We start from the raw sequence: 15,792 nt of genomic DNA, 5'->3' as shown, positions 1-15,792 counted from the left end.
ACTGGAAGGACGGGTTGAAAACCCATCGCAAAGCTATTTTGACTTTTAGCTCCGGGTAATTCTCCCTGATAATGCACATAATCAAAGTTAAAGTTCAAGGTACCCCTTGTATTATTGGGGTTGGCTAATTCTTTTGCCAGCTCATCTGCACTTGGTTGAGCTTGTGGTTCTTGTGCTTCCTGTGCATTTATCAATGCTGAAAATAGCATCATAAAAAGCAATAAATACTTCTGAATTTTTAATATTTTTTTCATGTTTAAGTGTTTTATCATGATCAATAATAATGGGTAACTAATTATTTTTTTTTAAAGCTGGTCTAAGGTTGCAAATAATTGATAAAAAAATTTGTTTTCATTTTAGTATTAATAAATTTTACTCCAAGCGCTCTTATTAATGTTTTGAAACCGATTATTATGGCATTTTAAGTCATTAAGGTTGATTCATTAGGGGCAAAAATTTCTACAGAAAGAATCTCGTAACGAATTTCATTCAATCTATACAGTAAGCCGAGCAAAGCACTTTGGTCTGGCAGCCAGCCTACAAGCGCTATGGAATTTTGCCCGTTTTCCTGCCTTAACTGCATATCATCTACCGCATTTAAAAGGGTAGTATTGAGCTCCCCCGTTACTCTAATTTGATAGATGGCCCCCGCTAAAGCGCTCGAAGTTAACATAAAGATAAAAATTTTGTTAATAATTCGTTAAAGGTATTATTAATCTTGACGCCCGTTTCTATGACTTTAGTCACAAAAAGGTCGTATTTTAAGGGAGGAGATTTTCGCTAATCCTCGATTTTCCTGAGCATGGAGATGCGATTAGGAACCTGGAGTTTGCTATAAATATTGGTCAGATGACTTTTAACGGTTCCCGTGGAGATGTTGAGCAGATCCGCAATTTCTTTGTTTCTGAGCCCTTTAGCGATAAGCCGTACGAGCTCCTGTTCACGAAGCGTTAATCCGTTAGAAGCACTTGCAGGGCTTCCCGGTGTTTTTCGGGTTGCGAGATCGAGGCCTGTATGGGTTAAAATACGATAGGGAGAGGGGTCCTCTATGAGGTTAAATAACGATGGCATCACCAAAGTGGCTTCTAAAACAGGCCTGATCATTTCATTTTTATCTGCTTGTATCAGTGCTTCCTCTAACCATTTGACGGCACGCTTTTTTCTTTGAAGACGAAAAAATCCCATCGCTTTGAGCAGGGCAATATCTATCAGCTGATAGCCGTTATGAACACTTTTCAGGATGGCTTCCACTTCTTCCAGTACAGTGATCGCTTCCTCAATCTGAGCATGTGTACCATGGCTTACCACGATGCGTAGCTTGGTCAGTTCAGGCACATCGATCAAAAATAAATACGAAGACGGATGCTGCTTCACCCAGTCGGCTGTAGCCCAGCTTAATTCTTTGTCGCCCTGCCCGGTATGCCAGTTGATTCTTGCTTGTACGGAGCGGTAGTAATTTTTGAACTTCCTATCTTTCAGTTTTATGGCCAGTTGGCCCATTTGTTCAAGGAATGAAGCAGTTGTCTTTTCATCTTTTTTTAGTGAACTGATCAGGGTTAACCCTGCCAGTGCATCAAAATAAGCCCTGTAATTAAAAATACCCTCATATTCTAAAGCCTTTTTAAAGGCGTTCATAGCCCTGTCCTTCTGGAAGAATTGAAAGGCAATATTACCTTGATAATAGGAACTCCACCCTTTTAAATATAGGAAATCAGAATCTTGAACAAGAAACAGTATTTTTTTTAAGTCATTATTTGCTGATTCAAAATTTCCGGAAAGTAAGTGAACAAGGACTTTACCATCAAAGGAGCGGACATACGATTTTGAGGAACGCTCAAATTTTTCATGAATATCTTCAAGAGACTTCAATGCCAAAGCCGTTAAGCCAAGCATCTGTCTGCTGCAGGCTACTACCGATTCCCTTCGTACGCCAAACAAGGCACTTTCATCATGAAACAACGCTATAGATTGTTCGAGAGCTTCTACCGCTTTTTTGGGATTTGGTTCTACAAATGTTAGAAAGTAACCTAGATGAAACAGATACCGGGAAATATTTTCAGCATTTGAATTTTCAAGGCCGATTGATTCTATCCTGTTCAGGATAGAAGAAAAATCCTCGATATTCCAGGTTTCCTCGCAAACCAGTAGTTCCGTTAGCAAAATATCGATATTGGCGTTGCGAATTTGCCGAGGAATCTTATCTAGCCAGCGTTTCAAAACCCACCATTGGTCTTTGTCTAAAATGCTTGCCCTATGCTTTATGATCTGACTACAGGCCAATTCGTAATTTTCAGCCTTAATCGCGTAGTTGATGGCTTCATCAACAAAATTTTTATCAGAAAACCACTCACTGATGTGGGTATAAATGGATATAATGATATCGGGATCAGTTTTTTTTAGATTCCGTATTAGAGTTTCTCCAACTAAATGATGAAATCTATACCAACCCCCGTCCGAGTCGGTAGCGAGAATAAATAAATTAAGCTCTTTTAGTTTGGCAAGCAACACTTCTCCTTTACAGGAACCTTCATAAGCAAAGTCACAAATGGAGTCAATAAGTTCCACATTGAATTGATCGCAAAGTGCACAAAGTTGCATCTGCCTAAAAAATTTTGGTTCTAGATTTAGGCTTATATAAGAAAGTAACTGGTCCAGATTGTTTGAAATGTTTTCGATGCCCTTTATTTTATTATCCTCCACCGGAAATGACCTGGCCAATAGGATCATTCTTATGGCCAAAATCCAACCCTCTGTGCGTTTCACAACTGTATTGATCTCGTCATTTGTAAGGCTGATGCTGTCATCCAATGCCAGAAGCTCAATTGCTTCCTCTTTCTCAAATTTGAGATCCGCCATTCTGATTTCCTGCATCTTTTGATATAACCGCAGTTCTCGTAATTGAAAGGGGGGATCCCAACGGCTTATGATGATTATCTGCAAATTCCTTATCTCTTCGCGTATCAGGACTTCAACCAACTGATGAATCTCCGGATTTGAGATCAAATAGTAATCGTCGATGATCAGTCTGGTCTTTTCCTCCAGTTCGGTGGCTGCATTGACGATTATTTCAATAATAGCCTCCCACGAAAGAAAGGTGTACTGCTTATGTAGATTTATGAATACTTCTCTTTTACGGGAACTGCAAGTATTTAACGCCTCGCCTAAATAGATTAAGAAAACAGCAGTATCATTCATGCTGTCATTTAAGCTTAGCCATGCATTGGCACCTTCTTTTTCTTTAATCCATTGACTCACAAGTACACTTTTTCCATAACCTGCAGGCGCTGAGAGCAATATCAATGGGACAGCACTTTTACTTTCCAATTTTTTGAAAAGACGCGGTCTGATCAAAAGATCCGAAGTAAGCGTTCTAGTATTTAGTCGTGATTTAAGCATTCGTAATCAGCCCTCCTTAGTTTGTAAACACTAGTCCAGTCTGTTTAAGAAAAACTTTCAAACAGTTTAACAAAATGCATTTTAGGATAAACAAAAATAATCAAAAAAAATTTGTAAATACAAGAAAAATACTCAAAACGTTGAATGAAAACTAAAAAAATATAAACAGAGTACGAAAAATAGTACTTAAATTGAATAAAAACTTAACAATTAATACGTTATGACTAATTCTATTAAGGATATTGCTTAATTTACGGATTATAAGCAAGGACCATTATTTCCTGTATGTCCTCCTCCCAAAGGGATATCTAAGGCTGTGACAAACCTTAATTTTCCGTGCAAGAGTACCCTCTCATAGGGCGATTAGGTGCAACTAACCAACATCGGGCCCGATTACTTTAGACGGGTAGATGTCATAGGATGGGAGTCCTGTCAAAGTGCATAAGAATCATTTGCCCTCAAAAAATGAACGCTTCCCGGAAATAGTCGAAACGGGTAGATAGAACCCCTATGTTTTTTTAACGGATTACACTGTTTGCCAGGGTACTTTCAGAAGGAGTAGCCCAAGCCATGGAGCCCTTTGAATGGCCCTGTAAGGGAGGTTAAAAGGGATATCCGATCGCAAAGTTTAAAATCAGGGTGTCATTACCGCTCTCAAAAAAAGGAATTCTCCAGCGTTCTGTTTGTGGCAGATAGGGTACCCGAATGGGTGAAGCCAGATCCAGACGGATAACAAAACTCTGGATATCAACACGCACCCCAAAACCAACGCCAACACCCAGTTCACTTAACCAATCCTTTCCAAACTTTCCTTGTGTTTGTAATGCTTCGCTAAAAGCAATGCCCGCTTCCGATTCTTCCTCAGCGATTTCAGGGTCGGTCGTAAGCCAAACATTTCCGGCATCTGCAAAAAAGGCGCCTTTTAGATAGGACCATAAAGGGAACCGATATTCCAAATTGCCTTCCAGCCTCAAATTACCTGATTGGTCAAAAAATGATGCATCGCCTTCAGAGGTAAAGGTACCCGGACCTAAGGAGCGTATATTGAAGGCACGTACGCTGGAGGGCCCCCCAGAGAAAAATTGTTTTACGAAGGGCAAGGTGGTTGAGTTGCCGTATGGAATGCCCCAACCTGCAAAAATACGGGCTACCATGGTTTGTTCTCTTCGCCATCTCCAGTAATAGCGAAAATCGAGATCCGCCTTGGCATATTGCGCATACTCCAATCCGAATATGGTCTCTTTTCCTTTGCTAAAAAGATTTAGGCCGTTCCCCGCAATATCCAGGTTGGTGGTTATGAAAATGGGTGTTGATTTACCGGCATCTACCAGTTCATTATAGGTAAAGGTGTAGTTGAGACCTGAGATGAACTGCTGTTCAAAGCTACTTCTCAAAAAAGGATTCTTATCCAAAATATCCTCAAACTCGTCGGTAGTGTTCGTCAGATTTACATAATTTGCACTTAAGGGGTTGATCTCGTGGTACACAAATTTATTGGCATTCCATGTATAGCCGAAAGAACTGTTGAATGACACGAGGCTATACAACCTGCTTCTTTTTTGAATGTCTGCTCCCAAACTAAATTTTGTTTTGGGAACTGCATATTTAAACCTGCTCGGGGAAAAAGGCACCAATCTGGGGATAATAAAATCTGTTTTCAAACCGCCCCCAACATTACTGAGACCAGAATTATTTCCTCCTGAAATTTGTGCTTCGTAAAAAAAATTGCCACTGATGCTAAAAGTTTCCCCTGCTCCAAAAATATTCCTATTGTTATAGGTCAGTGAAATTACGGGCCCTACAAATCCGTTGGATTTGGTTACCCCTTGTAATTCCGCAAGAAGCGATCTTTTGGTCAGGGGCGAAAGATAGATATTTGCTTGTAAGGAACCCTCACCATCATTAATTGCTGTTGTATCCCTTACATCGAATTGGGTATTTACAAACTTATAGCTGCCCACGGAGGAAAGGCGATTACTGGTAAGTCGCGCGGTTTTGGCATTGTACTTTTGGCCTTTCTCTAAAAGAATATAGGGTTCCAACTGTTTGGGTTTAAAGAATTCCTCTTTTTGCACGAAATCGATCCCGTTGATTTTGATGGTTTCGCTTTGGGCGATGGTATCCCCAATGGTATAGTTAGGGTATACGGTAATAGCATCAATGGTGTAGGGAATGATAGACCTGGGAGGCGTACTTTTCTTCAGACGGAGAAAAAGGTCGAATTTTCTGGTGTCGTATGCATTGGTATCTGCCTCAAAAATCAAAAATTCCTCATTAAAATTGTAATAGCCCCTTTGTTTTAATTCCTTATCGATCCGTTCGCGTTCAAGCTTCATCAATTCCAGGTCAAACCGCTTTCCTGGCTTTATCAGGGTCTTCGCCATCACCTCCTCAATTGCACGATAAATGGGCAGGGAGTCTTTTTGCAGCTCCAATTTTTCCAGGCGATAGGGGGTTGGAATGGTTGCCGTATATGTCAAACCGGCAAACTTTTGAGTACTATCTATTTCCGATACAACCTTACTGTAGAAGAAACCCATATTATGCAGTCTGTTCCCCATCAGTTCCTCTATACGCTGCGAATTTATATCTGACAGGTATACTGGCGCTTCTCCGAAATTGTTATTGAACCATTTTGTGAGGAAACCAGGCTTTTTCTTTTGCGCCTTGTAGTGGTAGTAAAGGCCCAAACGCATTCCTAAGAATCGGGAATTTGGTTTTTTCGGCAGCAAGGTATTTAGCATTTCTTTTACCTCCTTTAAATCCGTAGTGTCATCCGCTGCCTGCAGGACTATTTCCGTACCGGAATACACTTTTTCCCCCGCTGGAATAAATTTGCCTACGCTGCAGGAATTGAGTGCCACGAGCAAGCATAGCAGCGGAATACGAAGATATTTGAAGGTTTTTTTCAAGTTCGATTATCAGTTTTATCGCTGTTTTTTCTTTTTGGAATTCTTGGTCCGGTCTTTATCATCAGTGTTCTCTTCCTCTTCATTTTTTATTGGATTGAACAATTCACTAAACCGGTTGAACTCCCTGTCAAAAATAAAGGCTATCCCGGTTAGTGTAATTTGTCCGTCAAGGATATTTTGAAACTCGTTTTTTCGGAACCCCTTTAAGCGATATTTTCCATCTTCGGAAAGCAGATATTCCAGGCTTAGGTTGCCAATGACAGGGCTTTCCCCCTGATCTACCTGTGAATTGCCTCTTACATCGACAACACTGCCGGCGCTTATGATAAGTCTGTCTTCCAGAAATGTTTTCTTGGCATTGATATTCAGTAGGCTTCTGTTCTGTGGACTATCCCCCTGAAAATCGGTGTAACTATTCAAATCAAAATCCAGCTCAAATCCACTCTTTCCAAAAATCCTATCGGAAAACGCGTTCAATTCCCCCGAAAGTAAATTGTTCACATTATCCCGGGCCAATGTTGTAGTGCCGCCAATACTGCCATCACTACCCGAATCAGGAAAAAAACGATTGAGGGCCAAAAGCGAGAATACCTGCTTGTTCAATTCGGATTCCTGCTCGTTTAACTGAAGCACCCTTCCGTAAACAACACCTCCGAAAGATCCCTGTGCATCTTTCGGCATGTCCAGTTTAAAGGAAAGTTTGGGCGCCAATAATTCCCCGTCCACATTTAGGTATACTAAAAACGGTACTACCTGTTTGAATTTGCCGGTGACACTAGCATCCTGGCCTGAAGTAACTGTGGTCATCAAGGGTGCCGCCGAGGTCTTGACCGAATAAGCAGCGGTAACATCAAATTTGGCATCCATCGGATCCCCTAAAAAGGTGATAGTACTTCCCTTAAGGATTTCGAATCTCCGTTTGACCACCTTGTACAAACTGGTCTCGTAATGGCCGGAATTTACCTCATACCTGCCCGTGAGATTGACGCTGCCATTGGCTTCCAGATTTACGTTCAGAGCGGCATTTCCTGATATTTGAAGATTATCCCCCGTACGTTCATCGATAATGATATTAAACGTAGCATCATCTGCAATTTCCAGGATCATATTGGCATTTATTCCCCTGAAATTTGTCCGGGTCTCGTCCTGATCGGTCAGGGTAAGAATGGCATCGGTGTTTGCTTTATTTACAAAAACGACTATGCCTTCGGTTTCGTCCACATCCAATTGAGATTCCGATACGACGTACGTAACATCGGTAATTTTTCGCATCTTTAGTTTCCCTTCGATGACGGGAAGCCTTAGATCCCCTTTTACAGTTATAGCGGCATCCATCGTAGCCTCGCCATAAAACAGGGGATTATCTTCCTTTGTGGAATTAATCACCTGGAACCCTTCCGTTTTAAGGTCAATATCGAAGGCGGGATTCGTCAGTGTTTTGGTCCAAATAGCACCGTCTATCGTAAAACGGTTGTCTTTGACATCGCTTATTTGGAAGTCATTCAAAAAGAGTCCTGAGTTATCGATTTTAAACTCTTCTTCCGAAATTTTAAAAGCAGCGTTCAGGCTGGCCACTTTAAAGTTGGCGCCATTAAAGCCCAACCTTCCACTGTATATGGGATTTTCCGTGGTCCCCGAAATCTGCATATTTCCCGAAATATTGCCTTCAGCATCTGTAATTACGCCACCGGAAAGCCCTTCTATAACCTTCAAATCCATTTTGATCAGGTCCAGGTCCAGGTTTAGTTGGGCATCCGTTTCGGCTGCGTTATAATCGCCGGTAAGATCCATATCCAACCCCCCATCCTTTAAAGACAGGTTAAAATCATATTGGGCTGGTCCTGCGGACACCGTTTTCAGGCTAAGATTGCCCAACGGATTTTGTAGGACCTCCAGCTCGTCGATTTTAACATCAGCCACTATTCCCGTAGCCCCAAAAGGGTTTTCCACTATTAGCTTTCCGTTGACCAATCCCGATGCCAGCACCTCATTGGGATTTAACAGACTTAAAAAAGTCTGTAAGCTAAAATTTTCAAAAATGATGTTTAGATCTTCCGTACCGTTGCCGCCAATGGTATTGCTAATGGTAAGTACCTCTGCATTTCTTATCAACCGCAGGTTCTCAAAACGCAATAGTTTTTCGCTTATCGAAATCGCATTGTTCTCGGGAATGCGCCATTGCTTTTTATTAAGAATAAGTTGGGAGGGATCAATTGTAAGATTGATAGTATCCTTATTCATGCTCATTTCAGTAGCGATATGCACTAATTTTTCCTCCCCGTCATAGGAGTTAAAATCTAACAGCAATTCTTTATTCAGGAGTGTGCCGTTAAAATCGGTTTTATCAATAAACACTTCACCGTATGTCAAGGAAGCCATGCCCGAGGCAAACCTTAATTGGGTCGCCGAGCCATCTATTGAAATATGAAGACTGTCGACGGCAGCACCCTGGTACTGCACATATGGAAGATGCAGGTCTGCCTGAAATTTTTCAGTCCGGGCATCAAAATAGGCATTGATTGCGATGGTATCTAGTTGTTCAAGGCCTTCCAGGAACAATTTGGTGACTATCGGTTGTGGCGTTACGCGAGCGCTCAATTGCATGGCAATGGAATCTTTTTGTATGTCAGGAACTTTTTCGTTCAAAAAGTAGCCCTTCAATTGGTATTCCAACGCTTTCGCAATACGGTCAGGGGTGCCATCGGCCTGAAGGGACGCATTGAGAAAACCACTTTCAATAGTTATCCTGGTCCTGTTCGGGCCCAGGGAGCCATTAATGCTGATATTGCCAGTTGGAACCTGTTCACCATCCAGGACAGATACGACCTGTGAAATTATGGTTTCAAAGGAATAGGTATCCGACGTGCCTTCAAAAGCTACTTCTATATTCGCCCCGAGTTTTATGGCATGCGAACTGAGGAGTAAGGCCTTTAAATCGGCACCTTTAAGAGTTGTTTTTGAGGTTATGGCATAGTGGTCCTTGCCTAAATCCAAAAGCGTTTGTGATGCCAGGTTCAGATGAGCATCTTGATAATCAAGGTCCATAGTCCCCTTCCCATTTTGAATTGTCCCGTTAGCAGATAGGTTGCTGAACGTGTACTCATTAAAATCGAAATGGGAGACCATAGCTTCATAGTTGCCACTTAACGCATCAAGGGCAGCTCCTTTTGCAGACACCTTGGCACTGAGTGAAAGCAGCCCCAATTTCGTATTATGGAGTAGTTGGTCGAGTTGCAGGCTGTCAACTGCCATGGCGCCATCGATAAAGGGGGTGTCTGACAGCCCTCCGCGGCCTTTAAAGGAAGCACTTCCCAAAGAGGAGGTTAGATAAATTTCGGCGCTTATATCCGCTATTGACCCGGAGGCCCTGCCCGTAAGTTGTACTTCTTCGGGGAGTGATAACATGGTGTCTTTTTCTATGATAAAACGATCCATATCGGATCTGCTGGATACGCCCCGGATGGTATTGAAGTCGACCCTTAGTGAGTCCACCTCAGAACCCTGAAAAACAGTACCTTCCAAAGTGAGCCGCGTATCATTGCCCCATCGTACTTCGGATCGGGCCAGAAAAATTTGGTCTAAAGTGCCCTTGGCAAACAGTTGTCCGGATACAGGGTATTGGGCAACGGCCATCAAGATTTGATTATCAGCCAATGAGGGTTGAAAGGCTAACAATTCATTGATGTTAATGGAAAAAGAAGGCACATTCATGTCAATAGAAACTTTTTGGGAGGCATTCATGAGTTCTCCCATGGAAGTGTAGTCCAATTTAACCGCTCCGTTCAGTCTGCTTCCTCTGGTTTCAACATTTACATTGGATAGTTGCAGGTGGTTATCGTCCATGCTGCCATCTAATCTCAGCTCCTTTAAAGCGAAACCACTTTGCTCCTCAAAGGTGAAGTGGTCAATGGTTGCAACTGCTTTACCGGGCTCGTAGGAAAGGGTAGGGACACTTAGGCCAATACCGGAAATGGATAGGGGGTAGGATGCTGAGGACCCCGGTTGGGAGCCTCTGCTTTTCGAAGCGAAATGAACCTGGTTGTTTTCCAAGATGATATCGCTGGCGTTGAGCCGGAGATCGGGCCAACTGAAGGATGGTGCTAAGGGCTTGGGCGTCTGCGGGTTCGGCACACCAAGCGGGCTGTCTACATTAAGGGTGATATCTGAATTGCGAAGCGACAGCCCCTCAATAGCGTATGAATTTGAAGCAATATCCAAATTGGGTATCCCCATGTTTAATTCGCCAATGGTCACCTTAGCCATAATCCCATCTGAAAGGGTGCGATAGTTGGCGGTAAATTTATTAACGGATAATTCTAAAAACTGCAATCGGGGTGATGCAGTGGTTGCCTCGTTCGTTTGGGGTGCCGTGGGCTTGGTCTGCAGGTAGGTGAGGTCTGAGTTGGTAAGCCGCACTTCTTCAAAATAAAAAATCAGTTCCTCCAGATCGATGGTATTTACAGAGGCGTACAGCTGTCCGATAGCGTTACGGCTTTCAATCCCCAGGAATTCATCGAGGTAGGCTACCTTAAAATCGGTCAAGGCCAGCGAGCCTATCTCAATGGTAAAAGGCTCTGACACTTCATCTTCCGGTGCAGGTTCTTCTGAGAGCAGTGCCTCCGGAAGGAAAGAGAAATTATATTTTTCGGTGTTTTCCGCCCTTTTGATTTGGGCGACCACCCCTGTCCATTGCAAATCCTCCAGTTTTAGGGTGTTGTAAAAGATCAGGGAGGTCAGTGCAATGTCTACCTGCAAATTTCGTGAGTACAATAAGGTGTCTTTTTGCAGGTCTTCCAGGTAAAGACCTTCTAATTCCAGATCCCCGGAGAAGTTAATAAAAAGCTTATCAATGGTGATATTGGTTCCGGTCTTCTCGGTGACGTAGGAAACAATACGATCCACTACTATACGTTGACCCCAGGGGCTTCGAATAAACAGCAGTACCAATAAACATAACAGCAACAGCACCGCAAACGACTTTACGGTGTATTTTACATATTTATTTGAATACCTTATTTTTTTCATTGAAAGGGGGAGGTATTGGAAACAACCAGGACCTCAGTTAAACGATACGTTCTATCAATAGATCAATTAAACAGATCTGTTAGCTTTTTTTAATAGACATTAGGTTAAATCTTGCAAACCCTGTTGGGTATTTTTTACCAAATTTATACTAATGGAATTTATGAATAAACACTAAATCAGACTCTAATGTATAACTTGATAGAGACCTGCCGTTCAAAAGAGGGAATCTATTTTCATCTTGCCTGAACTTTTCACATTGTTTCTGATATATTTCCTTTAAAATAATTTCAAGAATTGCTTGACAGCATCAGATGGCTTGAAGAGCGCTATATTCATTTCAAGAGGTCGGTAAGGATACATTATGAAGCCTTGATGACTATATAATTCTGAGTATAAACCCGTCTTTAATTTATTCTTTGGTGAGGTGCCGGAGTGGAATCAGAGCAGATTGCTAGTCTGTCGACGGTTATGTGTCGCCTGGGTTCGAGTCCCAGTCTCTCCGCCTCAGCTGCGCTAAGGCGCAGCTGAGGCGGGCATGCCCGCCAAAAACGTTCTTATTTCATTCCCCCGGATTACTATTAGGAATGGGAATTTGGGATATAGAAATTCCAAATTCAAAACATCAACTGTGCCTATTAGTTTGAGGTCAAAGTAAGGAAAAAAAATCCCAATGAGCGCAGCGAGTAGGTTCACTTTACTGTCAACTTCCACCCTTCAGGATCACCGATCCCGATAACTATCGGGAGAGGTAATCCTAACTAAATTAGGTAGGCAATCCGGCGAAATTGATATGAAAGCGCTTTTCGGACGAAGAGATCGACCAGCTTCTGGCTTTGAAATGGTGGGACTGGCCAATTGAAAAAATCACCTCCCGGGTTCGAGAATTAACAGGATCAAAGATCACGGATCTGAGTGGCTGAACCTGCCAATAAAATCTGGCAATGGCGGTTGGTTTCAATAAAGAATAGGGGCTGAACTTAATCTATCCCAACCCGGTAAGTGATCCGTCTGTTTGTGATAACGGTGGCATGAACGTTCAAGGTCGCCACAGCCTCATCACAGAGGATGCTGTTGTCTGTAAATTCCATGCTGCAAAGGGAGGGTGTGGTAGAACCACTTCCATCCATAAACCTGCCCAGTGTAAGACCGCTCGCCAGAGACGTATTTAATGGGGAGTTGGGTGGGGCCAGTGCGAAAGTGCTCACAGATCCATTCGCGGTATACTCTATGGATCCCGTGCGTTCGTCGTAGAAAATGCTGTAGGGATTACTGCCGGGCAGGAAGTTGCCCAGATTTTGGATAAAGGTCTGGGGTAGTCCGGTAGCCCCATTGATGACTGAAATGGAAATGCCCAACTGATTCCCGGTGATATGGTATATCCTGAAATTGCCCGCAGTAACGATGTCAGCCGTGCTTTCCTGGTCTCTGTATTCGAAGGATGCTGTGAAACTCGTAAAATTAAAGATCCCGCCTGTGTTTGGGACCACCACATCCAGGCCGGCGCTTCCACCCGATCCGCTTGCCAGGTAGATACCACAGCCATTTTGAGCTGCATTCGGGTTAATTGACGTGGCATTTGGCCCCACGGAAGCCTGGGTCAGCGGAGTGCTGTTAAAATCAAAACGGGATACAACCGTGCTGGGGAGACCGTCATCGCATACCCTGTAAGTAAACTGATCCTGGCCTACAAACCCGGTATTTGGAGTGTAAACAAAACTCCCGTCCGCAGCAAGCACGAGGGTTCCCGAAGCCGGTCCAACGACAGGTGTTGATACAACCCAGAGAGAACCCACCCCTCCGTTGTCCGTATCATTGCTGAGCACCCCAATTGAAGCATCGGTGATGAGCTGGTTGTTAAAGCCCGTAGTATACAGATCATCTGAGGCCACCGGGGGCAGGTTTTGTGCATATACCTGAATACCAAACCAAGTCATGGCCAGGATGGATGTAAATAAGTTTTTAAAACCAATTCTCAAAACCGTGGATATTCAAGACGAAAATATCAAGCCTTTAAAACCAGGACTAATAAATGTTGCATAACATACCGGGTTTGTTGTGTATTTTAGTTGTGAAATCAAAAACTAGCCTGTCGACGCTTTCAATGAATAGCTTTTTTATCCAAAGCTAAAGGCAAGATTGAACGCATCAGAAATCAACAATGCCCGCTTTACTGTTGCACAGCTGCAATTAAAGTCCAGATCGTCGAGCATGTTTATAAAGATTAGTGTGTTTGCTTTTTTCCTGCACTTCCGATCGGAGGTCAGGACGGTCAACAAGCGGTTATGTCCCTTTATCGGGGTAGAAATTGAAACAGATCATTCCCCTGAGAGGCGCTCCTATTTCCTCAATAGGGCCTGTCTGCCAATGCTTACGTAGATAAGCCTTCTTTTTTGTCCGGGAATTTTAACCGATCAGATCAGGACTGAAATCATTAAATGGTTGTTTGGTATATCTTCTTCCGGTCGCCCTGTAAAGTGCATTGGCAAGAGCCGCAAAAATAGGGGGGAAGGTGGGTTCTCCCAGTCCGGTGGGGTCGATTTTGTTCTCTACAAAGTAAACCTCTATTTCCTTAGGGGCCTCTTTCATCCGGATCATATGGTAGGTGTCAAAGTTATTTTGCGAAGGAACACCCTCGGAAAAGAAGAGTTCCCCAAAAAATGCGTTGCCGATGCCATCTACCATTCCCCCCTCGGCCATGTTCCTGGCCCCGTCCGGGTTCACTGCCATTCCGCACAGGAAGAATCTCCAGGGTTAGGGATTCTGAATGGTTCGTTCTGGCACTAATAAATAGCTGGTTTCTGGCATGATTAATATCATTTTTCAACTCATATTGAAAAAGTACCTTTAAGATTATGACTGTCGGGCAGAGGACATTAAGGCAACGGACCCGTGGCCTGCATACGGCCATAAGGGACTTCTTTGCGGAGACCGGTGCCCTGTCTTTCTTCGCTGCCCGTTTCTTCAGGGAGGTCATCAGGCCCCCTCTGGAATTCAGAGAGCTGCTCCGGCAGTGTTACCAGGTAGGGAACAGGTCCCTGGTGCTGGTTGTAGTTACCGGATTTATTATTGGTCTCGTACTCACGCTCCAATCGAGGCCTACACTTATTGAATTCGGGGCGGTTTCCTGGATGCCCAACATGGTGGGGATTTCCATCGTTCGTGAGATAGGCCCGGTAATCACTGCCCTGATATGCGCCGGCCGGATCGCCTCCGGCATGGGGGCAGAACTGGGTTCTATGCGGGTGACCGAGCAAATTGATGCCATGGAGGTCTCGGGTACCAATCCATTTAAATACCTGGTTGTGACCCGTATCCTGGCCACCACCCTCATGCTTCCGCTTCTGGTTGTTTTTGGGGATTTAGTGGCCCTGTTCGGTTCAGCCCTCGTGGAAAACCTCAAGGGGGACGTTTCATTTCAGCTCTATTTCAATACCGTCTTCAATGCCCTGGGGTATGGCGACCTGATACCCGCCACGATCAAATCGTTCTTTTTTGGTTTTGTGATCGGCCTGGTTGGCTGTTATAAGGGATATTACAGCAAAAAGGGAACGGCGGGAGTGGGTATTGCAGCCAACACAGCGGTGGTCACGGCGTCTCTTTTACTTTTTATGGTGGACTTTATTGCCGTATTCGTAACGGATATTTTTTACGATTTGTAGGATGGGAAACAACAGCTACATACCACATGTTCAGGATAGCCCCTCAGGGAAAATTACCCAGGGAAGGAAGGTGGTCATCGATATCAGGGACCTGCGAAAGAGTTTTGGCGAAAACCACGTTCTCAATGGTTTTCACCTGAGATTATACGAAGGGGAGAACCTGGTGGTCATGGGCAAATCGGGTTCAGGGAAGTCCGTAATGATCAAATGCCTGGTAGGACTGATGCAACCGGATAGCGGTTATATCGAGGTCATGGGCAGGGAAGTGAACACCCTGGACCAGGCCCAGCTCGATGCCCTCAGGGCCGATATCGGCTTCCTTTTTCAGGGCAGTGCCCTGTATGATTCCATGACCGTGAGGGAAAACCTGGAATTTCCCATTCGGCGGCACAGGGAAAAACTGGGCAATGTGTCCGATACGGAACCTTTGGTGATGGAAGCCCTGGAGAATGTAGGGCTGGCCCATACCATCGACCTGATGCCCGAGGAATTATCGGGTGGGATGAAGAGACGCGTAGCCCTGGCCCGTACGCTCATCCTGAAACCGAAGGTGATCCTGTACGATGAACCCACAAGTGGCCTTGATCCTATCACCGCCAAGGAAATCATCGAACTTATGCGGAGCATTCAGCGGAAGTACAACACCTCATCGCTTATAATCACTCATGATGTGGATTGTGCCAGGGTCGTATCCGAGCGGATGGTACTCCTGGTTGATGGCATCAATTATGCCGAGGGAACGTACGCAGAACTATCCTCCGACAAGGACCCGAAAGTAGAAGCATTCTTTAAAAAGTAGC

The 15,792-nt window shown here is 43.9% G+C and carries 8 protein-coding genes, 1 tRNA gene and 1 pseudogene; 3 read left to right on the top strand and 7 right to left on the bottom strand.

Annotated elements, in window-relative coordinates:
- The 5 genes from GWK09_RS13945 to GWK09_RS15110 all read right to left on the bottom strand — a co-directional run.
- A partial coding sequence (locus GWK09_RS13945) for a hypothetical protein (protein ID WP_204260473.1) occupies positions 1-254 on the bottom strand: 254 nt, incomplete at its 3' end.
- Positions 255-421: 167 nt separating this feature from the next.
- Positions 422-673: a hypothetical protein gene (locus GWK09_RS13940; protein WP_163694077.1), complete on the bottom strand. Its 252-nt coding sequence runs from the start codon at positions 671-673 to the stop codon at positions 422-424.
- Positions 674-780: 107 nt separating this feature from the next.
- Positions 781-3,324: a LuxR C-terminal-related transcriptional regulator gene (locus GWK09_RS13935; RefSeq protein WP_163694076.1), complete on the bottom strand. Its 2,544-nt coding sequence runs from the start codon at positions 3,322-3,324 to the stop codon at positions 781-783.
- Positions 3,325-3,998: 674 nt separating this feature from the next.
- Positions 3,999-6,260: a translocation and assembly module lipoprotein TamL gene (gene tamL / locus GWK09_RS15115; protein WP_455429704.1), complete on the bottom strand. Its 2,262-nt coding sequence runs from the start codon at positions 6,258-6,260 to the stop codon at positions 3,999-4,001.
- A 63-nt stretch (positions 6,261-6,323) separates the two neighbouring features.
- Positions 6,324-11,210, bottom strand: a complete 4,887-nt coding sequence (locus GWK09_RS15110) for a translocation/assembly module TamB domain-containing protein (protein ID WP_163694074.1) — start codon at positions 11,208-11,210, stop codon at positions 6,324-6,326.
- A 541-nt stretch (positions 11,211-11,751) separates the two neighbouring features.
- Here GWK09_RS15110 and GWK09_RS13920 point away from each other — a divergent pair.
- Positions 11,752-11,835: transfer RNA gene (locus GWK09_RS13920), tRNA-Ser, on the top strand.
- Between the two features lie 475 nt (positions 11,836-12,310).
- Here GWK09_RS13920 and GWK09_RS13915 read toward each other — a convergent pair.
- Both GWK09_RS13915 and GWK09_RS13910 read right to left on the bottom strand, forming a co-directional pair.
- Positions 12,311-13,309, bottom strand: coding sequence for an Ig-like domain-containing protein (locus tag GWK09_RS13915; protein ID WP_163694073.1), 999 nt, complete (start codon positions 13,307-13,309; stop codon positions 12,311-12,313).
- Between the two features lie 427 nt (positions 13,310-13,736).
- Positions 13,737-14,066, bottom strand: a pseudogene (locus tag GWK09_RS13910) (molybdopterin cofactor-binding domain-containing protein); the annotation flags it as partial.
- Between the two features lie 119 nt (positions 14,067-14,185).
- Between GWK09_RS13910 and GWK09_RS13905 the strand changes: the two are divergent.
- Both GWK09_RS13905 and GWK09_RS13900 read left to right on the top strand, forming a co-directional pair.
- The gene (locus GWK09_RS13905) at positions 14,186-14,992 is read left to right on the top strand and encodes an MlaE family ABC transporter permease (protein WP_163694071.1); all 807 of its coding nucleotides are present in this window, start codon (positions 14,186-14,188) and stop codon (positions 14,990-14,992) included.
- Between the two features lies 1 nt (position 14,993).
- Positions 14,994-15,791, top strand: a complete 798-nt coding sequence (locus GWK09_RS13900) for an ABC transporter ATP-binding protein (protein WP_163694070.1) — start codon at positions 14,994-14,996, stop codon at positions 15,789-15,791.
- The last annotated feature ends 1 nt before the right edge of the window (position 15,792 follow it).

The sequence above is a fragment of the Muriicola jejuensis genome, from assembly GCF_010671595.1.
Taxonomy (GTDB): domain Bacteria; phylum Bacteroidota; class Bacteroidia; order Flavobacteriales; family Flavobacteriaceae; genus Muriicola; species Muriicola jejuensis.
This window is presented reverse-complemented; position numbering and strand designations above follow the sequence as displayed.